We start from the raw sequence: 20,751 nt of genomic DNA, 5'->3' as shown, positions 1-20,751 counted from the left end.
AGCGCACCGAACGTCGCAATCTGCCACACGCAGGGTGATGTTCCCGGGGTGATCGGGGCCGGTAACGTCAGCCCCGGGTGGCGGACTGGCGGAGGTGCACGTGGCACGCGGTGGCGTCTTCTGTGTCGAGGGTCAGTGGCACCGTGACCTCAACGAGCGGGGCTCGGTGCTGCCCACGCTCGAGCTGCTGGAGCGGCTGGGCAAGATCCGGTTCATCCACAAGGACGCGGCCACCCGCGACGAGCTGTTCTACTTCCTGGACCGTTGGCTGCTCAAGCAGTACGCCGACCACCGGGTCGGCTTCTTCGCCATGCACGGCGAGCCGAGCCGGCTCTGCCTCACCGACTGGCAGTCGGTGGAGTTGAACGAGGTGGCCGAGCTGATGGCCGGCCGCGCGGAGGGGCGGCGACTCTATTTCGGCAGCTGCTCGGTGCTGCGCGCCTCGGACGCGGTGCTGCGCGAGTTCCTGGAGGTCACCGGAGCCGCCCTCATCTGCGGTTTCACCCGGGAAGTCGACTGGGTCGAATCGGCGGCCTTCGAAACCGTGCTCCTCGACGTGCTCGCCAACGGCCAGCGCCACAATGCCGCCGAGCTGCGGATGGGCTCCGCCCACTGGGCGCCGCTCGCGTCGTACCTCGGCTTTCGGGTGATCTACGCCAACGGTCGGGCCTGGCGTCCGTCCGGCCGTCCCCGGGTGCCCACCCAGGAGGCGCGCCGCGCCGCGGCCCGACCCCGCTGACCCGCCGCCGCCGCTGCGCCCGCACCCTGGTAGGAACGGGGGATGGCACGCAGCATCGCAAGGAACACCCGGGTCGACCGGGACGGCCTGCTCGACTTCCTCCGGCCGCGACACCGCGTCGTGCTGATGACCACCCGGGCGGACGGGCGACCGCAGTCCTCCCCGGTCTCCGCCGGGGTCGACGGGCAGGGGCGACTGGTCGTCTCCACCTACCCCGAGCGGGCCAAGGTGAGCAACCTCCGCCGCGACCCCCGGGTCTCGGCCTGCGTGCTCAGTGACGACTGGAACGGCCCCTGGGTGCAGATCGACGGCACCGCCGAGGTGCTCGACCTGCCCGAGGCGCTGGAGCCGCTCGTCGAGTACTTCCGCAGCATCTCCGGTGAGCACCCGGACTGGGACGACTACCGGGCGGCGATGGTGCGTCAGGGCAAGTCGCTGATCCGGATCACCATCGACGCCTGGGGCCCGATCGCCACCGGTGGCTTCCCGGCCCGTCTCGCCGACTGACCCCTCGTTCGGTGGATCCACCCGCTGGTGCGCATCGACTATGGTGAACCAAGCAAGATCCACTGACCCGAACGGGGACCCATGAACAACCCTTCCGTCCCTCGCCGACTGCTCGCCTGGGCGGTGCCGGCCACCCTCGCGTTCGCCGTCGTCGCGCCGGCCCTGCCGGCTCAGGCCGCCCCAGCCAACACCCCGACCCCGGCCGTCGCCGGCCCGGTCGACAAGGACCTCAACGGCGACGGCGTACCCGACCTGGTGACCGTCGGCGGCACCACGACGGGCCTCGCCTCCGGCGTCTGGGCGGCGCGGGGTCGGGTCGACGCGACCACCGGCGTCGGCACCGGCCGCGTGAAGGTCCCGGCCGTGAACATCGGCGTCCACGGCAACGGGGTCTCCGGCAACGAGATCCCGGCCGCGGACTTCGACGGCGCCCAGGTGATCACCGGACGCTTCTTCGGCACCGCGAACCAGGACTTCCTGGCCTACTACCCGGGTGGCGTCAACGCCGGAGGCGGCAGCTTCATCGCGGGCGTCGGCGACGGCACGATGGTGAACCCGTACCGCGGCAGCGGACAGGTCACTCTCATCGGCGACTACCTCCTCGACGAATACGGCAACTCTCCGATCCAGCTCGTCAACGGGTTCACGGCGGACGGCGTCGACACTGGCATCCCGGACCTGCTGGGCATCGTCGGCGACGCGAGCAACGGTTACCGCCTGGCCTACTACCCCAACGTCTGGGCACCCAGCCTCTACCTTCCGCTGCCGCAGGGCAACGCCACTCCGACCGGCGGCAGTGACTGGCAGAACTGGACCCTGGCCAGCACCGAGCTGGCCTCGGGGGCGGCGTTGGTGCTGCGTAACGCCACCACCGGTGACCTCTACCTCTGGCAGGGCGTCACCATGACCGACAACGGCGACGGGACCGGCGCGCTCGCCTACACGCAGTACCGGCTCGCCTCCGGGTGGAACACGGGCGTCGCGATCAGCAGCCTCACCGCCGCCGACCTGAACGCCGACGGCGTGGCGGACCTGTGGGCGGTGTTCCCGGACGGCAGCGTGCGGGCGTACCTGATCTCGAACCTCTCGGCCGTGAAGCCGGCGAAGATCCGGGCGATCCAGGCGCAGCAGCTCCGCTGACCTGAGGTGTGGGGTCCGTCAGCCGCAGGCGACGGACCCCACGCCGGTCAGTCGACCAGGGCGGCGTAGACGAGCTGGCGCAGCTGGGAGCGGAGCGGGTAGGTGCTCGACGGCATCAGCTGCGTGAACAGCAGCGCGGTGATCTCCTCGGCCGGGTCGACCCAGAACGCGGTGCTGGCCACCCCACCCCAGTAGTACTCGCCGACGCTGCTGGGCACCCGGCTGGGGACCGGGTCGTCGACCACCGCGAAGCCGAGACCGAAGCCGATCCCGTCCAGTGTGGTCTCCGCGAAGCCGCCGGTGGACAGGGTGCCCAGGTCCTGACCGCCGGGCAGGTGGTTGCGGGTCATGAACCGCACAGTGCGCGGCCCGAGCAGCCGGACGCCGTCAAGCTCGCCGCCGCGCAGCAGCAACTGCGTGAACCGGTGGTAGTCGGCGGCGCTGGAGATCAGGCCGCCGCCGCCGGAGAGCAGCGCCGGCTTGCTGAACGCGAGCGACCCCAGGCTGTCGTAGCGGACGGCCCGACCGCTGCGCGGTTCCGGTACGTAGAGCGCGGCCAGCCGGTCGGCCTCGTCGCCCTCCACCCACCAGCGGGTGTCGGTCATGCCCAGTGGGCCGAAGATCCGGTCGGCGAAGAACGCGTCGAGGCTCTGCCCGGAGATCACCTCGACGAGTCGGCCGAGCACGTCGGTGGCGACGGAGTAGCCCCACGCCGAGCCGGGCTGGAACAGCAGCGGCAGTTCGCCGAAGGCCGCGCAGGCCCCGGCCAGGTCGACGTCCGCGGGCGGGTACAGGTCGTAGCCGGCGGCCCGGTAGAGCCCGTCGACCACCGAGGTCTGCATGAAGCCGTACGTCAGGCCGGCCGTGTGGGTGAGCAGGTGCCAGACCCGGATCGGCTCGACCGCCGGCACCGTGAACGGCTTGAGCGCCGACCCCTTGGAGTAGACCCGCAGGTCGGCGAACTCGGGGAGCCAGCGGCTGATCTCGTCGGTCAGCTCGAACCGGCCCTCCTCCCACAGCATCATCGCCGCGACCGAGGTGACCGGCTTGGTCATCGAGTAGATCCGCCACAGCGTGTCGGCCTCGACCGGTGCGCCCGACTCGCGGTCACGCAGCCCGTACGTCGAGGAGTGCGCCACCTCGCCGCGCCGGGTGACCACCACCTGCCAGCCTGCCAGCCGGCCGTCGTCGACGTACCGGCCGAAGTGCTCGTCGATCCGCGCCAGCCGCGCCCTGTCGAAACCGATCTGATCCGGGTCCTTGCTCCGAGCCACACTCACGCCGCCGAACCTACTCGCCGGTACACCGGTGCGGGAAGGGGGCCGGCACCGGCCCCGCCGGCGGTCGGCTGTCGGCCGCGCCCACTAGCCTGGCCAGATGCCGGAGTTGACCGAGGACATGACGTTCCGCAACGAGGACTGGTACGGCGAGGAGCTGGCCGACCGGCACTTCGTGGGTTGCGAGTTCTTCGGGGTGGACCTGACCGAGGCGGTGAGCAGGGGTGCTGTCTTCACCGGGTGCACGTTCGGCAACGTGGCGTTCAACGCCTCCCGACATGTCGATTCCGCCTTCACCCGTTGCGTGTTTCGGCGGTGCAATTTCTTCGAGGCCGAGTTCACCGGCTGCAAGCTGGTCGGCAGCACCTTCAGCGAGTGCGATCTGCGTCCCTTGACGGTGGACGGCGGTGACTGGTCCTTCGTCGCGTTGCCCGGCGCCGACCTGCGTGGCGTCCGGCTGACCGGGGTGCGCATGCGCGAGGTGGACCTCACCAGGGCCAACCTCACCGGTGCTACGGTCACCGGTGTCGATCTTTCCGGGGCGCAGCTGACCAACGTCCGGCTCGGTGGCGCCGACCTGCGGGGCAGCGATCTCACCGCGCTGGACCCGACGGTCGTCGAACGGGCCGGTGCCGTGATCGACGTCGAGCAGGCAGTGGTCGTCGCGCAACTGCTCGGCTTCCGGATCGGCTGACCCGGAAAGGGCTTCTGGTCTGCCCAGGTGTCCGTCCGGGGCGGCCGGGTTGTCCGGCAGCGTCCCATTGTGGGCTGGACACGTCCGGCAGTCCGGATCTAGCGTGTCGTCCACGCCCCGGGTAAACGTGAAACTGCCCACAGTGGTTGGTGTGGTCCTCGGCGGTCCGAAACGGCCGGGCGGCGGAGTTGGAGGGGTCGGTGGCGGACGAAGACCGCACGCGGGCTGGTTCGAGGGCTGGCGACACGCCGTCGAAGCACCGTCCGCGTGCCATTACCGCCGGGAAGACCCGCAGTGTGTTGCGCCGCGCCCGACAGCGGCGGCGCTGGGCGGTGGAGGGAGCGGCCGTACTCGTCTGCCTGGTGGTGTTGATCTCGTATCTCGCCACCCGGTCTAGTCCAGCGCCGGACGACGACCAGGCGGTTCCGGGCGGCGTTTCCGCCCGTTCCACCGGTTACCCGGCCGCCGAGGGGCGCACCGGCGAGGCGGGGCCGGCGACGCCCGGCCTGCGTCCGCGCCAGCGCCCACCCTCGCCGGACCCGACGCCGTCGGCCAGCGCGCCCACCCCGCCACCGCCGAAGCCCGGTTCGCCGGCACTGACTGTGAGCCGGGGCGAGATGCCCGCCATCGTCGACCTCACCGCCGTGGGCGCCCGGGACTGGGTGCACTGGGGGGAGCGCGGCGGCAGGTCGACGAACCGCAAGCGTTCCGGCTCCGGCGAGATCATCGACGGGGGTGGCCCGGGCCGGCGGGTCGGTTGGGACGGCAACCAGGAGTACGTGCGCTGGGCCGACGGCACGCCGGAGCGGTCGACGGACGGCAGCTCCAACGGCGTCTACGCCTGCGGTGCCGGGAACGGGTTCAGCCTCGCCGTCGCCGGCAGTGGTGAGCCGCGCACGGTCCAGCTCTACGGTGGCACCTGGATGGCTCGGGGGCGACTGGAAGCGCGGCTGTCCACCGGCGGGCCCGCCAGCATCGCCCGACTGGAAGACCCGTACACCAGTCAGAGCGCCCAGTTCACGATCCGCTTCACTCTGCCGAAGGGTGCCCGGCTGCTGTTGAACTGGACCGTCGAGAAGGTCTTCACGCAGCACTGCGGCAACGTCGGCCTCCAGGCCGTGACGGTGCGTTGACTGACTGACTGATCGCTGTGCGATCGGCCAGCGGGACAGTTTGTCCGTCGCGGACTGTCGAACGCGTCGTAACTTTCTGCTGTCCCCATCCGACCATCCAGTGTGGAGGCAGCCGATGAGCAGCAGCACGACCCACCGCGTCCGTCGCGCCGCTTCGTCCGGCACCGGTGAAGCGTCCGGGGAGGTTCTTCGCGACATCCCCCTGCCGCCGTACGTGACGGGCGAGGACACCCAGTTCGCCGTACGGGCGGTGGTGGTGCACGCCCCCCGACGGTGGTCCGGGGGCGTGGTCTGCCGTAACGACGCCAGCCCGCACCCGTGCCGCCTGCACCGCTGGGGCACCCGGGTGCTGGCGCTGCGCGGGCTGCGGGCCGCCGAGATCGCCGCGCTCATCGAACGCGGTGACCCGACGGCGGTGGTCCCCCCACCGGACCGTCCGGCCTGAGCGCTCGCCGGGCCGGGAGGCGCGTCCGCGCCTCCCGGCCATCGTTCAGCAGGTGATCGGTTTGACCCAGGAACACTCGATGCCCTCCGGGGTACGCGGCGTCTCCGGCACCGCCGGCGGGGCCACCCGTGCCGCCGACGCACCACCCTCGCGGAAGCCGGCAAGCGCCACGGCGACCTGGTCCTCAAGCGACTTCACCGACGCCGTCAGGTAGTTGTTGAGCAGGATGGAGAACGCCAGCAGTCGCCCATCGGCGCTGGTCACGTAGCCGGAAAGCCCGGAGACACCGGTCAGGCTGCCGGTCTTGGCGTGCACGTTGCCCGCAGCCGGTGTGCCGGCCATCCGGCTGCGCAGGGTGCCGCCGACGAACCGCTGCGGCTGACCGGCGATCGGCAGCGCCGCGTACCAGGTCGCGAACCACGGTTCGGCGCGGACGGCGCTCAGCAGGTCGACGAACTCGGCCGCCGGGATCAGGTTGCGCCGGGACAATCCCGAGCCGTCACGCTGGCGCAGTCTCCCGGTGTCCATTCCGGTGTCGGCGACGTACTCGCTGATCGCGGTGAGACCGGCCGTCCAGGTGCCGGAGCCGGAGAGCACCCGACCGATCTCCTTGGTCAACACCTCGGCGTGCCCGTTGTTGGACAGCTTCAGGAACGGCGTCATCAGCTCGCCCAGGCTCATCGAGTCGTGGCGCGCCACCGGGTGGGCCGTCTCCGGGGTGGGCTGGCCGAGCACGGTCCGGCCGAGCACCCGGACGCCGTGTCGGTGCAGCGCCGACCGGAACACGTCGGCCGCGTAGCCGGTGGGTTCCCAGACGGTGACCCAGTCGCTGGCGGGCTCGTCGCCGACGGCGATCTGACCGGTCACCACGACGGTGTTGCCGCCGTGCTCGCGCTCGATCGAGATCGAGGTCTCGCCGTCGCTGACCGTCTGGGCGCGGTTGTCGACTTTGACGTACCCGGTTGCGGGGGTGGTGGTGACCACCGGCGGGGTGCCGGCCCGGTCGGCTGGTGCGGCGTGCACGATCACGGTGCCCGCGTCGTAGTCGGTGTCCGGGGCGACGGTGAGCGCGGAGACCTGCGCGGCGTAGTAGTAGGGCTCGTCGTCCCAGGTCCAGTCGGGGCCGAGTCGGGTGTTGTCGTAGCGGGTGTCGTCGGCGACCAGGTTTCCGGTGACCACCCGCACGCCGTCGGCGGCGACCCGCGCGGCGAGCGCGTCGTAGTCGGCGGCGAGCATTGTCGGATCGCCCCCACCGCGCAGGTAGAGGTTGCCGGAGAGCAGGCCCGCACGGCGCTTGCCGCCAGCGAGTACGTCGGTGCCGAAGCGGTGCCCCGGGCCGAGCAGCTCAAGGGCCGCGGTCGAGGTCAGCAGCTTGGTGTTGGACGCCGGGACCAGCCGGCGGTCGCCGTTGCGGTCGTAGAGCGTCTGGCCCGTGCTGGTGTCGACGACGACCACCGACGCCTGTGCGCCGGCCAGCCGGGTGTCGGCGAGGATCGTGTCGATGGTGTCGTGCAGGCGGGTCGTCGCGGGGGTGGGCGATTCGGCTGTGGCACCGGGCGCGGCGGCAGTGGCCGCGGTGGCGACCAGCGCGAGCAGCGCGAGGGCCCGGGGAAAGTGACGACGATGCATCCGCTGATGCTGTCACGGAGATATTCGCCAGAAAAGACCCTCAGGCGAAAGTTATTGCCGTCCAGGTCATTTCGGCCTGCCGACCGTCTTCTCGTGGCCACCCCAGTAGTGCCGCTGCGCGCCCATGACCAGTGGTGCGACGAGCGCGGCGAGCGCCCCACCGAGCAGCGGGAAGACGATGAACACCCAGAGCTGCCGCAGCGCCACGCCGCCCTCGAAGACCGCCGGGCCGAACGCGCGGGCCGGGTTGACCGCAGCTCCGGTCAGCGTCACGCCCACCAGTTGGGTAACGGCCAGGGCCAGGCCGATGGCCAGCCCGGCGGTGCCCGGATTCTCACTCCGACTGGTCACCACCAGCACGACCAGCACGAAGAGGAAGGTCAGCACGACCTCCAGCACGGCTGCTCCGCCCCGGTTGATGTGCGCGCCGTAACCGTTGGTGCCCAGGGCCCCGGTCTGGTCCGCGACGTCACCCCACCGGGTGAGCGCCCAGAGCACGAAGGCCGCGACTGTCGCGCCGACGAACTGCGCGATCCAGTACGCCACCGCCCCGAGTACCGAGATCTTGCCGGAGAGCAGCACACCGAGCGTCACCGCTGGGTTGACGTGGCTGCCGGAGAGGGGGCCGATCGTGTAGACGAGGGCCACCATCACGAACCCGAAGGCCAGCGCCACCACCACCACGCCGCCCTGGACCCGGGCGGCGACCGCGCTGCCCACTCCGAAGAACACCAGCAGAAGGGTGCCGAGGAATTCGGCCGCGTACCGACGGAAGTCGCTCATTCACTCAGCGTAAGTGCAGCTCAGGTGGCCGAAGCCGGAATGGCCGTCTGTGATCGGCGCGACGGTCGAGGACGGGCACAGCGGTGACGTCTGGCGCGTTGTAGCCCACGTGGACACCCACTCCGTGGACGTCGTGGTGATCGGCGCCGGGCAGGCCGGCCTGAGCGCCGGCTACCACCTGCACCGCACCGGCTTCGCGCCCGGCAGCGGCTTCGTCATCCTCGACGCCGACAACGGGCCCGGCGGCGCCTGGCAGCACCGCTGGCCGACGCTGGTTTTCGACCGCGTGCACGGCTTCCATGACCTGCCTGGGCTGCCGTTCCCGCCCACCGAGCCGCAGCGCCCGGCTTCCGAGCAGGTCAGCGCCTACTTCGCCGCGTACGAGAGGGCCTTCGACCTGCCGGTGCGGCGGCCGGTGCGGGTCCGGGGGGTGCACTCCCGCCCGGACGGACGACTGGACGTGCGCACCGACCGGGGCACCTGGACCGCCCGAGCCCTGATCAACGCCACCGGCACCTGGACGCGACCGTTCTGGCCGCACTACCCGGGCCGGTCGACGTTCCGGGGACGCCAGTTGCACACCGCCGACTACCGGGGGCCCGCCGAGTTCACCGGCCTGCGCGTGGTGGTGGTCGGCGGCGGCACCTCGGCCGTGCAGCTGCTCGGCGAGGTCTCCACGGTCGCGGCGGCCACCACCTGGGTGACCCGCCGGCCGCCGACGTTCAACGACGAGGAGTTCGGCCCGGAACTGGGTCGCGCCGCGGTGGCTCGGGTGGACCGGGTGGTCCGCTCCGGCCGGCCACCGGGAAGTGTGGTGGGCGTGACAGGGCTTCCGGTCACCCCGGAGGTACGCCGACTGCGCGAGCGCGGCGTCCTCGACCGGCTACCCATGTTCGACCGGATCACGCCCGACGGGGTGGCCTGGACGGACGGGCGGTTCGTGCCGGCGGACGTGATCCTCTGGTGCACCGGCTTCCGGGCTGCCATCGACCATCTCGCCCCGCTGGGGCTGCGCGCGCCGGGCGGCGGTATCACCATGGACGGCACCCGGGTGGTCGCTGACAACCGGGTTCACCTGGTCGGGTACGGCCCCTCGGCCAGCACTATCGGGGCCAACCGGGCCGGCCGCGCGGCGGTCAACGAGATTCGCGCCTGGCTGGCGCCGGCCGCCGCTCTCCACTGACCTGGCTCTATTTGACGGATGGTCGGTCAGCGGGCACGGTGGGAGTGACGGGGCCGTCAGCTGCCCCGATTCGATGCGACGGCGATGATCGTTCGCCCCTCTGTCGCCTCCCACGTTGCTCGTACGCGGACCGACTGTCCGGTCCGCGCGGTATCCGACCGCGAGCCGACAAATCACGAGGAGTTCCGTCAATGCTCACCATGACCGACAACGCCGTGCTCGTCATCCGTGACCTCGCCAACCAACAGGACGTCGCCCAGGACGGCGGTGTGCGTATCGCCGCCGACACCGAGGCGGGCTCGCTCACCGTCGAGCTGGTGCCCGAACCGGTACAGGGCGATCGGGTGGTCGACAACCAGGGCGCCCGGATCTTCCTGGACGAGGACGCCGCCGAGCTGCTCGGGGACGCGTCGGTGGACGCGACTGTCGACGACGAGGGCATCATCCAGTTCGGCTTCACCGAGAAGCAGTAGACCCGGCCCCTCAGCGCAGCGATCGTCCCCGCTGCGGTGGTGGCCCCTGCCCGGGGTGCCACCGCGGCGCCCCGTCGCCGGCCGGATGCGACAGCGTGGCGAGCACGTGGGCCAGGTGGTGCGAGGTGCTCCACGCCGCCCAGTTGGCGGTCGAGCCGGCCCCGGCGCCCCGGCGGGCCCGGCGCAGCAGCTCATGGTCACCCCAGGAGAAGGCCGCACCGGTGGTCGGCCAGTGCGGTGCCGACACCAGCGTGCGACACAGGTCGGCGAACCGGTCGTCGCCCCGGCCGCCGCGTCGCGCCCAGCGGTAGACCCACCAGCTGCCGTCGTCGGTGTAGCGCACGGTCGGCAACCGGTCGCCAGTGTCATCCGCGCCCGGCCCGGTCGGGTGGACGCCGTAGTCGCCATAGTCGACCCCGGCGTCGGCCAGCCGCCGCCACAGTTGCCAGTCCCAACGGTCCAGTTGGACAGGCTCGTCGGTGGGCAGACGGGACAGCGTCGGAGGCATACCGCCCGCCGCCACCGTCACCGACCGCCAGGCGTGTCGGCGTGCCCAGTCCAGCAGGTGGCGTACCCGGGGCTCGGCGGTCCGCACATCCGCCGGGCAGCAGACGTCCCCCGCGTCCACCAGCAGGTCGCACTCCTCCGGGGCGAGGCCGGTGAACCGCCAGATCCGTTCCACAGCCGTGGTGCTCGCGTCCGGCCCGGCCCGGTCCCGACCGGCCCGTAGCCGGATGAGCGCGCGTCGGCCGTACGCCCGCGCCGCCGCGCCGTGCGCGACCAGCCGGTGGTCGTTCTCGGAGAGCCCGATCACCGGCACCACCGGTACGCCCCAACGGGTCAGCTCCGCCTCGGGGATGTCGGGTAGTGCGCTGACGTCGACGGCGGGCAGCAGCCCGGACGGCATCCGGCGAATGGCGTCCATCGTGGACCTACCGATCGCGCCGATCTCCAGGATCGGGGCGACCAGTGCGGCGTACGCGGGATCGAGGTGGCTCAGGGCCTCAAGCTCGCCCCGTCGGTTGGCGAGGATGGGGCGGTAGACCGGTGCCGTCGCCCGGCCCCCGTGGGCGGGCACCATACTTCAATCTAGCCAGGCAGATGGACATGCCCCCAGGAATGTAAGCCGGAATTCGGCTGCTCGACTGTCGGTTCGGCGACTACCATCCACCGATGCCCACGCCGATGCACCGCTACCAATCCGACGAAGAGGACAGCGCGCGGTGGGGCGGGTTCCCGTTCCGCGACGGTGACATCGTGATCAGCACCCGCTCCAAGAGCGGCACCACGTGGATGCAGATGATCTGTGCGCTCCTGGTGCTCCGTACCCCGCAGTTGCCAGCGCCGCTGACAGAGCTCTCGCCGTGGCTGGACTGGTTGGGCGAGCCGCGGGCCACCGTGTACGACCGGCTGGCCGCCCAGCCACACCGGCGGTTCATCAAGACGCACACCCCGCTGGACGGGGTGCCGCTCGACCCTCGGGCGCACTACGTGGTGGTGGCCCGGCACCCGCTGGACATGGCGGTCTCCCTCTACCACCAGGGCGCGAACCTGGACCGGGCGCGCATCGCCGAGCTGACTGGCCGGCCCGTCCCGACCGGACCGCCCCCGCAGCGGCCCTCGGTAGGGGAGTGGTTGCCGAGCTGGGTCGACCGGGAGGCGGACCCCCGCGCCGAGCTGGATTCGCTGCCCGGAGTGCTGATGCACCTCAGCGACGCGTGGGCCCGCCGGCACGAGCCGAACGTCGAGCTTGTGCACTACGACGACCTGCTGGCCGATCTGGGCGGTGAGATGCGCCGGCTCGCCGACCGGTGGAAACTCCCGAGCCCGGGGCCGGAGTTGGTGGAGGCGGCCACCTTCGGTCGCATGCGGGAGCGGGCCGACCGGCTCGCACCGGACACGCTCGGCGTGCTGCGCGACCGGCAGGCGTTCTTTCGCCGTGGCGGCTCAGGTCACTGGCGCGATCTCCTGAACGAGGCCGGCCTCGTCCGCTACCGGCGACGGGTCGCGGCGCTGGCCCCACCCGACCTGCTCACCTGGCTGCACCGCTAGGTCACAAGAGCGCGCGGCGCCGCTCCGTGATCGGAACGTCGCCGCGCTCTGGCCGTCTCCCACCACCGCAGCCGTTCGGCGGTACGCCGGCGGGGACCTGGCTCGACCGGCCGTTCGCGCCGGTCCGCTCCTCGATCCCCGGTCCGTGCGGATCCAAACCCGCCCAGCGTCAGGAATTCCACCATTCGTGAGTCCCGGCGTGGCGCACCGCCGGACGGGGTAAGAGCATGGGCATGGAGCATTTCACTATCGCGACTGTCGCCGAGCAGAGCCCGGATTTCCGGCGCGTGCTGTGGACCGGTGAGCACACCCAGTTGGTCATCATGACCATCCCCGCCGATGGGGAGATCGGCGAGGAGGTGCACGAAGACATCGACCAGATCCTCACCTTCGTGAGTGGCGTCGGCGAGGCGCGGGTCGCCGGCGCGAAGCGGAAGGTCGTCGCAGGCGACCTGGTCGTGGTGCCAGCGGGCACCAAGCACAACTTCGTCAACACCGGTCCCAACCCGCTGGTGCTCTACACGGTGTACGGGCCGCCGGAGCACGCCGACAAGGCCGTGCACAAGACCAAGAAAGAGGCCGACGCGGCCGAGGCGGCGGGCGAGGACGAGCCACCGACCGAGTGATCCGTCCGGCCTGATCCGGGCCGATGCGGGTACCCCCGGCGGGTGGAGCAGCAGCCGCAGATCTCCGACTACGGGTTTCTGTCGGACTCTCGTTCGGGTGCCCTGGTCGGCAAGGACGGCTCGATCGACTGGTGGTGCCCGCACCGGTTCGACGGGTCGTCCGTGTTCGCGCGGTTGCTCGACCCGGGAGCCGGCCACTTCCGGCTGGCGCCGGTAGGGGTCGGCGGCCCGGGTCACCGGGTGGAGCGCGCGTACCTGCCGGACACGTTGGTGCTGCGGACGGTGCACCACACCCCGCACGGCAGCGTGGCGGTCACCGACGCGCTGGCCGCCGAGGTCGGCGCCCGCGCCCACGAGCTGGGCAAGAACTCACCCGCCGTGCTGATCCGGGTCGTTCAGGGGCTCTCCGGGCGGGTACGCATGGCGTTGGACTTCGCGCCCCGCCCGGAGTACGGCCTGCTCACGCCGTACCTGCACGAGCAGCCGGACGGTGGGGTGCTGGCCGGTGCCGGCCCGGTGGTGCTGATGTTGCGCGCCGGAGGCCTGCACCTGCGGGCGGGCACCGACCGGGTGACCCACGAGTTCGAGGTCTCCGCCGGTCAGGTGATCGGGATGGACCTCGCGTTCGGCGAGGCGTACGGCGACCCGCCGGCCCGGGTGGACCCGCTGACCAGCCTTGCCGAGACGACGCAGGCGTGGCGGGCGTTCCGGGAGACGCACACCTATTCCGGTCGCTACCCCGAACTCGTCACGCACAGCGCGACGGTCCTGACCGGTCTCACGTACGCCCGCAGTGGCGCTGTCGCCGCCGCGTTGACCTCGTCGTTGCCGGAACAGATCGGCGGCGACCGGAACTACGACTACCGCTACTCCTGGTTGCGGGACTTCTCGTTGACCATGCGCGCACTCTGGGTGGCGGCCTGCCCCGACGAGACGTCCCGGCTGTTCAACTGGGCGACCCGCTCGATCGGCCGGTTCGGCGACGAGCCCGTGCCGGTGCTCTTCGGGCTGGAGGGGGAGCGCGACATCTCCGAGCACCACTGCAACCACCTGCGCGGCTATCGCGACAGTCGACCCGTGCGGGTCGGCAACGACGCGTGGCGGCAGCGGCAGCTCGACGTGCCGGGTGAGGTGATGTCGGCGGTGTGGCGGCTGCGCGACTACCTGGGCACGCGGTTCGAGGACGAGCTTCGGGAGATGGTGCTCGGGCTGACCGAGCAGGTGGCCACGACGTGGCACCTGCCGGACCGGGGCATCTGGGAGACCCGCGACGAGGAGCGCCACTACGTCTCGTCCAAGGTGTCCTGCTGGTTGACCATGGACCGGGCGGTGGGGCTCGCCGACCGGCTCGGGGATCGGGCCGACCCCCGTCGGTGGGCGCGGGTACGCGACGAGATCCGCGACACAGTGCTGCGCGAGGGGTGGAACGACCGGATCGGGGCGTTCACCGGCGCGTTCGGATCGCCGGAGCTGGACGCCTCGGTGCTCGCCCTGCCGGTCACGCACTTCCTGCCGGCCACCGACCCGCGGATGCGCTCGACGATCGCGATGGTCGAGCGCGAGCTGGGCACCGAGGACGGCCTGCTGCGGCGCTGGACGACCGACCCGGCCGGATTCCTGCTGTGCTCGTTCTGGCTGGTGGAGTGCCTGGTGATGACGGGTGAGCCGAAGCGCGCCGAGGCGCTCTTCGAGCGGGTCGTCGGGTACTCCAACGACGTGGGACTGTTCAGCGAGCAGATCGACCTGACCACCGGCATGCAGATGGGCAACATGCCCCAGGCGCTCTCGCACATCGGGCTCATCAACGCGGCCTGGCGGATCACCGAGCCGGAGAGCTACTGATCGTTCGGCGTTTCCGTCAGGGCCGGAATCCTGCAACAGACCTGCAAGCGCCAGGCATTGACGCTGATGGTTGGACAGTCCTAGCCTCGATGGAGTGGGAAAGCCCTTTCCCAGGGCTGTTGATCCCGCTTCACCCCGCTTCGGATCCGGGCGTCCGACGGGGGCGCACACCGATCCCGTTCAACGCGGCACGCCGTGCGAACACGTCTCGGTACGGCCGCCGAGGGATCACCACCACATGCGTCAAGGAGGACACCTGTGCAGAAAAGACGACTCTCCGGCCGCCGACCACTCCTGCTGGCGGTGGGCGCCGGGGTGACCGCGGCAGCCCTCGCCGCCGGCATGACCTCGGCCTTCGCGGCCACCGTCTTCAGCGACGACTTCACCGACGGCGACACCTCCGGCTGGTCCAAGTCCGGCGGCACCTGGACCGTCGACGGCTCGGGCGTGCTCAACCAGTCCAACGCCGGTAGCGAGCTGGCCCGCCAGTTCGCCGGCCAGAGCAGCTGGACCAACTACTCCGTGCAGGCCCGGGTCAGGCCGACGAGCTTCGGCTCGTCCAGCGCCCTGGTCGGGCTCGCCGCCCGCTCCACCAGCAGCACCAAGATGTACCGGCTGGCCCTGCTCGGCTCCGGCCGGGCCGAACTCCAGGCCGTGAACGGAAGCTCCGTCACGGCGATCGGTTCCGCCGCGCTGGGCATCGGCACCGGCACCTGGTACACGCTGCGCATCGAGACCAGCGGCAGCACCATCCGCGGCTTCGTCAACGGCACCCAGATCGCGTCCGGCAGCAACAGCCTGGCCGGTGCGGGCCGGATCGGCCTGGTCACCGCGTACGCCAGTGGCGGCTTCGACGACGTGCTTGTCGACTCGTCCGGCGGCGGCACCCCGACCACCCCGCCACCGACGACCACCCCGCCACCGACGACCACCCCGCCACCCACCACGCCGCCGCCGACCACCACACCTCCGCCGGCTGGCTGGCCGACGCCCACCGGCAGTCAGAAGGTGGACGCCACGATCCCGGTCTCCGGCTCGTTCGACGGTGGGCTCAAGCGCTACTACGGCATCGGTGACGGCGGGCAGAGCGAGAGTCAGGACCCGATGTTCGAGCTGGCCGCCGGCGCCACCCTGCGCAACGTGATCATCGGTGCTCCGGCCGGCGACGGCGTGCACTGCGAGGGCAACTGCACTCTGATCAACGTCTGGTGGGAGGACGTCGGCGAGGACGCGGCGACCTTCCGCGGCGGCACCACGTACACGGTCGACGGCGGTGGGGCCCGCTCGGCCAGCGACAAGGTCTTCCAGCACAACGGCTCGGGCACCGTCTACATCAAGAACTTCCGGGTGGAGAACGCCGGCAAGCTCTACCGCGCCTGCGGCAACTGCTCCACGTCGTACCAGCGGCACGTGGTGATCGACAACGTCATCGTCCGGAACACCGACGCGATCGTCGGCATCAATACCAACTGGGGCGACACCGCCCGGTTCAGCCGGATCACCATCGTCGACGACCCGGACCGGGAGACCTCGATCTGCGTGAAGTACAAGGGCGTACCGAAGGGCAGCGAGCCGACCGAGATCGGCGAGGGCGCCGACGGCGTCAACTGCCTCTACTCGCCCTCGGACATCACCTACCAGTAGACCGGCACGACGGCGCCCCGCGCACCGCCCGGTCCGCGGGGCGCCGTCACCTCACCCCATCAGGGGTACGCCGGAGACGTCGACAGTGTCCGGATACTTCAGCCCGGCACCGGTGTTGAGCACCACCACCCGCTCACCGGCCCGGATCCACCCGCCCGCCCGCAGTTGCTTGGCCGCGGTGAGGCAGGCCGCCCCCTCCGGGCAGAGCAGCAGCCCCTCCCGGGCGGCGAAGTCCCGCAGATCGGCCAGGATGTCCGCGTCGTCGACGGCGACCGCCGTGCCGGAGGACTCCCGCAGCGCCGCCAGGATCAGCTCGTCGCCCAGCGGGGCCGGCACCGTGATGCCGAACGCCACGGTGTGCGCGTCCGTCCACGGTTGGGCCCGATCCTCGCCGGCGGCGAAGGCCCGCACGATCGGCGCGCAGCCGGTGGACTGCACCGCCACCAGCCGGGGCAGCTTGTCGCCGATCCAGCCCAGCTCGCGCAGCTCATGCAGCGCCTTGTGGATGCCGATCAGGCCCACCCCGCCGCCGGTCGGATAGATGATCACGTCCGGCGTCTGCCAGCCGAGCTGCTCGACGATCTCGTACCCCATCGTCTTCTTGCCCTCCAGCCGGTAGGGCTCGCGCAGCGTGCCGGCGTCGAAGATCGCCCCGTTCGACTCCGCGATCAGCTCGGCCACCCGCCGACCGGCGTCGCCGATCAACCCGTCGACCAGGCGCAGGTCGGCACCGGCGGCGACGCACTCGCGCCGACAGATGCTCGGCGCCTCCAGCGGCATGACGATCGTCGCGCCCATTCCGGCCCGCGCGGCGTACGTGGCCCAGGCCGACCCGGCGTTGCCGTTGGTGGGCATCGCGAGCCGCTCGACGCCCAGCTCGCGGGCCCGGCTCACCCCGACCGCCGCGCCCCGGGCCTTGAACGAGCCGGTCGGGATCAGCCCCTCGTCCTTGACCATCAGGTCCGCGATGCCGATCTCGGTGCCGTACGCCGGAGCCCGCAACAGCGGCGTCCAGCCCTCACCCAGCGTGGTGACGTGCCGAGGGTCGGCGACCGGCAGCAGCTCCCGGTAGCGCCACAGGTCGGCCGGGCGCAGCGGGAAGTGTTCCGGGGTGACCACGGTCGCCACAGCCGGCAGGTCGTAGCGGGCCAGCAGCGGCGACCCGCACTCGCAGAGATTCTGTAACCGGTCGGCGGCGTGTTCCTTGCCGCAGCGCGGGCAGTCCAGGTGAGTCAGGTACACGTCGCTCCTCGCCGTCACACCGCGTCGATGCTCAGCCAGTGCCGGCTGCGCCGCCCCGGCTGGTAGACCGAGTCCAGTCGCTTGGCGACCACGCCCGGCAGGCCCTGTTCCCGTCCGGCACGCAGGGCCTCGTCGCCCGCGCCCGGGAACCACGGCGGAGTCTGCCAGTGCGTACCGGACAAGACCAGCCCATCGAGCAGCTCCCGGCGTTGCGCGTACGGCACGTCGACGCTGCTCACGCCCTCCAACCAGAGCAGGTCGACGATCAGGTACTGGGCGCCGGCGGGGACCCGATTGCCGGCGGCCGGTCGAACCGGGCGGACCCGCCCGGCACCGTCGATGCGGACCAGCACACCGTCGAGCACCGCCTCGGTCGGTGCGAGTGCCTCGGCCATCGCACGCAGCCACGGATACCCGCCGGTGATCTCCTCGTCGGTCTCGGAGAGCAGCCGCAGTCGCCCGCCGGAGACGTACGCCATCGCCCGCACGCCGTCCCAGCGCAGCTCGTACCCCCAGGCGGCGAGGTCGCGGGGGAGCCGGGCGGCGGACGTGGCGTGCATCGGTCGGACCAGTTCCGGCATCGGCGTCCAGCCCGGCGGCGCGGGGTCGGTGCGGCGGACCATCCAGTCCCGTCCCCCGGTGGCGAAGAGGACGTAGCGGCCGGCGGTCCGCTCACCGGAGAGCGTCACGATCACCTCGTCGTCGCGCCACTTCTCGCAGCGGTAGGTGCCCCGGTCGTGAATGAGCATCCGGCCGCCACCGTACTCACCGGCGGGGATCTCACCGGCGAAGTCGAGGTACTCCATCGGGTGGTCCTCGGTGTGCACGGCGAGGTGGTTGTGACCCGGATCGCGGGGTAGACCGCGCGGGACCGCCCAGGACGCGAGCACCCCCTCGTGCTCCAGGCGCAGGTCCCAGTGCAGGCTGCGGGCGTGGTGCTGCTGGATGACGAAGCGGGCGGCGTCGGCGTCGGGGCCGGCCGGCGGCGGGCTCTCCGACGGCACCGGCTCGGGTGTGCGGGCCGCGTCCCGCCGTCGCCGGTACTCGTCCAGCCGGTCGGTCACACCCGCATTCTCCGGCACAGCGGACCGGTGCGCTGGACGCCGGAGTGTCCGGTTCGCTCGGCGGTCGGGGGCGCGGCGGGGTAGAACGGACCTCATGGACCTCACCGACCAGCCCACCGCCCTGCTCCCCGGTGACGTGCGGATGCCCCTGCTCGGCTTCGGCACCTGGCAGGCCACCGGCCAGGCCGGTTACGACGCCGTGCTGGCCGCGCTCGACACCGGCTACCGGCACCTCGACACCGCCACCGTGTACGGCAACGAGCGGGAGGTCGGCCGGGCGGTACGCGAGAGCGGGCTGCGTCGGGAGGACCTCTTCATCACCACCAAGCTCCCGCCGGACCGGGTGGGTCGGGAGCGCGCGACGCTGGAGGCCAGCCTTGAGGCGCTCGGCGTCGAGCACGTGGACCTCTGGCTGATCCACTGGCCGCCGTCGTCGCCGGGGGACAGCATCCCGCTCTGGCGCGAGATGCTCGCCGCCCGCGACGAGAACCTGGCCCGGGCGGTCGGGGTGAGCAACTACAGCACCGCGGAGATCGACGAGCTGATCCAGTCCACCGAGGAGAACCCGGCGGTCAACCAGATCCGGTGGAGCCCGTCGCTGTACGACCGGCAGCGGCACGCCGAGCACCGGGACCGGGGCGTGGTGCTGGAGGGCTACAGCCCGTTCAAGACCAGCGACCTCAGTGACCCGGTGCTGACCAGGATCGCCGGCGCGCACGGCGTCTCCCCGGCGCAGGTGGTGCTGCGGTGGCACATCGACCACGAGATCGTGGTGATCCCGAAGTCGGTGACCCCGGAGCGGATCACCGCGAACTTCGACGTCTTCCACTTCTCGCTCACGGCGGAGGAGATGCGCGACATCGACGCGCTCGGCGAGGTCTGAGTCGGCGGAATCCTTCAGTACGTGACCGGTAAATGAAGGGTATCGACATCGACGTACGTGACGGTATAGCGTCCCGTCATCACGTTCGTCGATCCATTCGTACCCGTCAGTCGCTGGAGGATCGCCATGGCCAGAACCCCGTCCATCCGTCTGCCCCGTCGTGGGGTGCTCGGCATCCCCGCCCTGGTGGTCGCCGCGCTGACCGTCGTCACCCGACCCGCCGCCGCGAGCGCCGCGCCGAAGGCCGAATGCCTCGCCGACCTGCTCCAGGACGCCTGATGGCGACGATCCCCTGGCTGGTGGACGTGCTGCGCGCCGCCGGGGTCCAGGTCGTGGTCGAGGGGGACTGGCTCAACCGGATGCGGCCCGGCTCGTTCGACCCGATCGGAGTGCTCTGGCACCACACCGCGTCGACCTCCAGCGCCAGCAACCCGCACCCGGCGCTCGGCATCTGCATCAACGGCCGGTCCGACCTGCCGGGCCCGCTGTGTCAGGCGCTGGTCGACTACAACGGTGTCTTCCACGTCATCTCCGCCGGCCGGTGCAACCATGCCGGGGCCAGCGGCGGCAGCGGGCCGATCCCCGCCGGGGACGGCAACACTCTGATGATCGGCTGGGAGATCGACTACAACGGCGTCAACCAGGAGATGACCGCCGCGCAGTACAACGCGTCGCTCGCCGCCACCGCCGCCGTGCTCACCCGGCTCGGCCGGGACAGCAGCTACGCCCGAGGCCACCGGGAGACCAGCACCTCCGGCAAGATCGACCCGTCCTTCATCGACCTGAACGTCATGCGCGCCGACGTGGCCGCGAAGATGTCCGGCGGGACCCCGCCGGCGTGGTCCTCCATCGTGGACAACACCACCGCCGGCCGTTTCAGCGCCAGCGCGAACTGGGGTGTGTCGACGTACTCGGCGCAGCGCTACGGTGCCGACTACCGGTACGCGGAGCCGGTCGCGGCCAGTGACGCCGCCTGGTACAAGTTCAACGTCCCGGCCACCGCCAACTACCGGGTCGACGCCTGGTGGCCGGCGACCTCCGGATACAACGGTGCCGCCCCGTACATCGTCGCCACGACCACCGGCAACCGGACGGTCGTCGTCGACCAGCGGGCCACCGGCGGGCAGTGGCGGTCCCTCGGCACGTTCACGCTGCCGGCCGGGGACGCCAACCGGGTGGCGGTGAGCCGGTGGAGCAACGCCACCGGTCTGATCGTCGCCGACGCCGTCCGCCTCACCCGCGTCTGACCCCGACGCCCGCCGCGGCTTGACCCGCCCGGCCCTGACTTGATCGACTCGACTTCCCGGAAGTCGGGGTGTCCCACGTGCGAGGATGCCCCGACTTCAAGGAACCCGAGCGGATCTCCTGAATGGTGGGGGCGCGACCGTACGGTCG

21 protein-coding genes are annotated in these 20,751 nt (G+C 71.4%); 15 read left to right on the top strand and 6 right to left on the bottom strand.

Annotated elements, in window-relative coordinates:
• Window positions 1-100: 100 nt before the first annotated feature.
• From ACLQ3F_RS22235 to ACLQ3F_RS22225, 3 genes are all read left to right on the top strand, one after another.
• A complete protein-coding gene (locus ACLQ3F_RS22235) occupies window positions 101-739 on the top strand; it encodes a DUF6642 family protein (protein ID WP_357194889.1) in 639 nt (212 codons plus the stop codon).
• A gap of 42 nt (window positions 740-781) precedes the next feature.
• Window positions 782-1,246, top strand: a complete 465-nt coding sequence (locus ACLQ3F_RS22230; RefSeq protein ID WP_357194886.1) for a PPOX class F420-dependent oxidoreductase — start codon at window positions 782-784, stop codon at window positions 1,244-1,246.
• An 81-nt stretch (window positions 1,247-1,327) separates the two neighbouring features.
• The gene (locus ACLQ3F_RS22225) at window positions 1,328-2,386 is read left to right on the top strand and encodes a hypothetical protein (RefSeq protein ID WP_425851154.1); all 1,059 of its coding nucleotides are present in this window, start codon (window positions 1,328-1,330) and stop codon (window positions 2,384-2,386) included.
• Between the two features lie 47 nt (window positions 2,387-2,433).
• On the opposite strand, the gene ACLQ3F_RS22220 is transcribed toward ACLQ3F_RS22225, so the two are convergent.
• Window positions 2,434-3,666: a serine hydrolase domain-containing protein gene (locus tag ACLQ3F_RS22220; protein ID WP_425851152.1), complete on the bottom strand. Its 1,233-nt coding sequence runs from the start codon at window positions 3,664-3,666 to the stop codon at window positions 2,434-2,436.
• 97 nt (window positions 3,667-3,763) lie between these two features.
• Between ACLQ3F_RS22220 and ACLQ3F_RS22215 the strand changes: the two genes are divergently transcribed.
• The 3 genes from ACLQ3F_RS22215 (at window position 3,764) to ACLQ3F_RS22205 (ending at window position 5,935) form a co-directional block, all read left to right on the top strand.
• Window positions 3,764-4,357, top strand: a complete 594-nt coding sequence (locus ACLQ3F_RS22215) for a pentapeptide repeat-containing protein (RefSeq protein ID WP_425851150.1) — start codon at window positions 3,764-3,766, stop codon at window positions 4,355-4,357.
• Between the two features lie 200 nt (window positions 4,358-4,557).
• Window positions 4,558-5,490, top strand: a complete 933-nt coding sequence (locus ACLQ3F_RS22210) for a hypothetical protein (protein ID WP_425851148.1) — start codon at window positions 4,558-4,560, stop codon at window positions 5,488-5,490.
• 115 nt (window positions 5,491-5,605) lie between these two features.
• The gene (locus ACLQ3F_RS22205) at window positions 5,606-5,935 is read left to right on the top strand and encodes a hypothetical protein (RefSeq protein ID WP_357194873.1); all 330 of its coding nucleotides are present in this window, start codon (window positions 5,606-5,608) and stop codon (window positions 5,933-5,935) included.
• A gap of 45 nt (window positions 5,936-5,980) precedes the next feature.
• Here the strand turns inward: ACLQ3F_RS22205 and dacB are convergent, their stop codons facing one another.
• Together dacB and ACLQ3F_RS22195 are read right to left on the bottom strand one after the other, a co-directional pair.
• Window positions 5,981-7,564: a D-alanyl-D-alanine carboxypeptidase/D-alanyl-D-alanine endopeptidase gene (dacB, locus tag ACLQ3F_RS22200; RefSeq protein WP_425851147.1), complete on the bottom strand. Its 1,584-nt coding sequence runs from the start codon at window positions 7,562-7,564 to the stop codon at window positions 5,981-5,983.
• Window positions 7,565-7,630: 66 nt separating this feature from the next.
• On the bottom strand, window positions 7,631-8,347 hold the full coding sequence (locus ACLQ3F_RS22195) for an MIP/aquaporin family protein (protein WP_357227241.1): 717 nt from the start codon (window positions 8,345-8,347) through the stop codon (window positions 7,631-7,633).
• A 109-nt stretch (window positions 8,348-8,456) separates the two neighbouring features.
• Here ACLQ3F_RS22195 and ACLQ3F_RS22190 point away from each other — a divergent pair, with 109 nt between their 5' ends.
• Both ACLQ3F_RS22190 and ACLQ3F_RS22185 read left to right on the top strand, forming a co-directional pair.
• The gene (locus ACLQ3F_RS22190) at window positions 8,457-9,530 is read left to right on the top strand and encodes an NAD(P)-binding domain-containing protein (RefSeq protein WP_425851145.1); all 1,074 of its coding nucleotides are present in this window, start codon (window positions 8,457-8,459) and stop codon (window positions 9,528-9,530) included.
• A 191-nt stretch (window positions 9,531-9,721) separates the two neighbouring features.
• A complete protein-coding gene (locus ACLQ3F_RS22185; protein ID WP_091393621.1) occupies window positions 9,722-10,003 on the top strand; it encodes an adhesin in 282 nt (93 codons plus the stop codon).
• A gap of 10 nt (window positions 10,004-10,013) precedes the next feature.
• On the opposite strand, the gene ACLQ3F_RS22180 is transcribed toward ACLQ3F_RS22185, so the two are convergent.
• Window positions 10,014-11,084 carry a beta family protein gene (locus ACLQ3F_RS22180; protein ID WP_425851143.1) on the bottom strand — a complete coding sequence of 357 codons (1,071 nt, stop codon included), beginning with the start codon at window positions 11,082-11,084 and terminating at the stop codon, window positions 10,014-10,016.
• Window positions 11,085-11,176: 92 nt separating this feature from the next.
• On the opposite strand from ACLQ3F_RS22180, the gene ACLQ3F_RS22175 reads away from it, so the two are divergent.
• The 4 genes from ACLQ3F_RS22175 to ACLQ3F_RS22160 all read left to right on the top strand — a co-directional run bounded on the left by ACLQ3F_RS22175 (window position 11,177) and on the right by ACLQ3F_RS22160 (window position 16,167).
• Complete coding sequence (locus tag ACLQ3F_RS22175) at window positions 11,177-12,055, top strand: sulfotransferase domain-containing protein (RefSeq protein ID WP_425851142.1); 879 nt, start codon at window positions 11,177-11,179, stop codon at window positions 12,053-12,055.
• A 233-nt stretch (window positions 12,056-12,288) separates the two neighbouring features.
• Window positions 12,289-12,681: a cupin domain-containing protein gene (locus ACLQ3F_RS22170; protein WP_425851140.1), complete on the top strand. Its 393-nt coding sequence runs from the start codon at window positions 12,289-12,291 to the stop codon at window positions 12,679-12,681.
• A 42-nt stretch (window positions 12,682-12,723) separates the two neighbouring features.
• The gene (locus ACLQ3F_RS22165; protein ID WP_425851139.1) at window positions 12,724-14,523 is read left to right on the top strand and encodes a glycoside hydrolase family 15 protein; all 1,800 of its coding nucleotides are present in this window, start codon (window positions 12,724-12,726) and stop codon (window positions 14,521-14,523) included.
• A gap of 258 nt (window positions 14,524-14,781) precedes the next feature.
• A complete protein-coding gene (locus ACLQ3F_RS22160) occupies window positions 14,782-16,167 on the top strand; it encodes a pectate lyase (protein WP_425851137.1) in 1,386 nt (461 codons plus the stop codon).
• Window positions 16,168-16,218: 51 nt separating this feature from the next.
• Here ACLQ3F_RS22160 and ACLQ3F_RS22155 read toward each other — a convergent pair whose 3' ends face one another.
• Together ACLQ3F_RS22155 and ACLQ3F_RS22150 are read right to left on the bottom strand one after the other, a co-directional pair.
• The gene (locus tag ACLQ3F_RS22155; RefSeq protein ID WP_425851135.1) at window positions 16,219-17,409 is read right to left on the bottom strand and encodes a threonine synthase; all 1,191 of its coding nucleotides are present in this window, start codon (window positions 17,407-17,409) and stop codon (window positions 16,219-16,221) included.
• 14 nt (window positions 17,410-17,423) lie between these two features.
• The gene (locus tag ACLQ3F_RS22150; RefSeq protein ID WP_425851133.1) at window positions 17,424-18,473 is read right to left on the bottom strand and encodes a DNA polymerase ligase N-terminal domain-containing protein; all 1,050 of its coding nucleotides are present in this window, start codon (window positions 18,471-18,473) and stop codon (window positions 17,424-17,426) included.
• 94 nt (window positions 18,474-18,567) lie between these two features.
• On the opposite strand from ACLQ3F_RS22150, the gene ACLQ3F_RS22145 reads away from it, so the two are divergent.
• The 3 genes from ACLQ3F_RS22145 (at window position 18,568) to ACLQ3F_RS22135 (ending at window position 20,603) form a co-directional block, all read left to right on the top strand.
• Window positions 18,568-19,356, top strand: coding sequence for an aldo/keto reductase (locus tag ACLQ3F_RS22145; RefSeq protein ID WP_357194844.1), 789 nt, complete (start codon window positions 18,568-18,570; stop codon window positions 19,354-19,356).
• A gap of 126 nt (window positions 19,357-19,482) precedes the next feature.
• On the top strand, window positions 19,483-19,635 hold the full coding sequence (locus ACLQ3F_RS22140) for a hypothetical protein (protein WP_238666485.1): 153 nt from the start codon (window positions 19,483-19,485) through the stop codon (window positions 19,633-19,635).
• The gene (locus ACLQ3F_RS22135) at window positions 19,635-20,603 is read left to right on the top strand and encodes an N-acetylmuramoyl-L-alanine amidase (protein WP_425851131.1); all 969 of its coding nucleotides are present in this window, start codon (window positions 19,635-19,637) and stop codon (window positions 20,601-20,603) included. The genes ACLQ3F_RS22140 and ACLQ3F_RS22135 overlap by 1 nt, the downstream gene beginning before the upstream one ends.
• Window positions 20,604-20,751 lie beyond the last annotated feature (148 nt).

Source organism: Micromonospora sp. DT15, from assembly GCF_049841475.1.
GTDB lineage: Bacteria > Actinomycetota > Actinomycetes > Mycobacteriales > Micromonosporaceae > Micromonospora.
Note: the sequence above shows the minus strand (reverse complement) of the source record. Positions and strands in the feature narration are given on the sequence as shown.

Excerpts from the sequence above, each read along its gene's own strand:
- ACLQ3F_RS22230 (WP_357194886.1), top strand. The coding sequence starts at position 782 with ATGGCACGCAGCATCGCAAGGAACACCCGGGTCGACCGGGACGGCCTG.
- ACLQ3F_RS22225 (WP_425851154.1), top strand. The coding sequence starts at position 1,328 with ATGAACAACCCTTCCGTCCCTCGCCGACTGCTCGCCTGGGCGGTGCCG.
- ACLQ3F_RS22215 (WP_425851150.1), top strand. The coding sequence starts at position 3,764 with ATGCCGGAGTTGACCGAGGACATGACGTTCCGCAACGAGGACTGGTAC.
- ACLQ3F_RS22205 (WP_357194873.1), top strand. The coding sequence starts at position 5,606 with ATGAGCAGCAGCACGACCCACCGCGTCCGTCGCGCCGCTTCGTCCGGC.
- dacB (WP_425851147.1), bottom strand. The coding sequence starts at position 7,564 with ATGCATCGTCGTCACTTTCCCCGGGCCCTCGCGCTGCTCGCGCTGGTC.
- ACLQ3F_RS22195 (WP_357227241.1), bottom strand. The coding sequence starts at position 8,347 with ATGAGCGACTTCCGTCGGTACGCGGCCGAATTCCTCGGCACCCTTCTG.
- ACLQ3F_RS22185 (WP_091393621.1), top strand. The coding sequence starts at position 9,722 with ATGCTCACCATGACCGACAACGCCGTGCTCGTCATCCGTGACCTCGCC.
- ACLQ3F_RS22180 (WP_425851143.1), bottom strand. The coding sequence starts at position 11,084 with ATGGTGCCCGCCCACGGGGGCCGGGCGACGGCACCGGTCTACCGCCCC.
- ACLQ3F_RS22175 (WP_425851142.1), top strand. The coding sequence starts at position 11,177 with ATGCCCACGCCGATGCACCGCTACCAATCCGACGAAGAGGACAGCGCG.
- ACLQ3F_RS22170 (WP_425851140.1), top strand. The coding sequence starts at position 12,289 with ATGGAGCATTTCACTATCGCGACTGTCGCCGAGCAGAGCCCGGATTTC.
- ACLQ3F_RS22145 (WP_357194844.1), top strand. The coding sequence starts at position 18,568 with ATGGACCTCACCGACCAGCCCACCGCCCTGCTCCCCGGTGACGTGCGG.
- ACLQ3F_RS22140 (WP_238666485.1), top strand. The coding sequence starts at position 19,483 with ATGGCCAGAACCCCGTCCATCCGTCTGCCCCGTCGTGGGGTGCTCGGC.
- ACLQ3F_RS22135 (WP_425851131.1), top strand. The coding sequence starts at position 19,635 with ATGGCGACGATCCCCTGGCTGGTGGACGTGCTGCGCGCCGCCGGGGTC.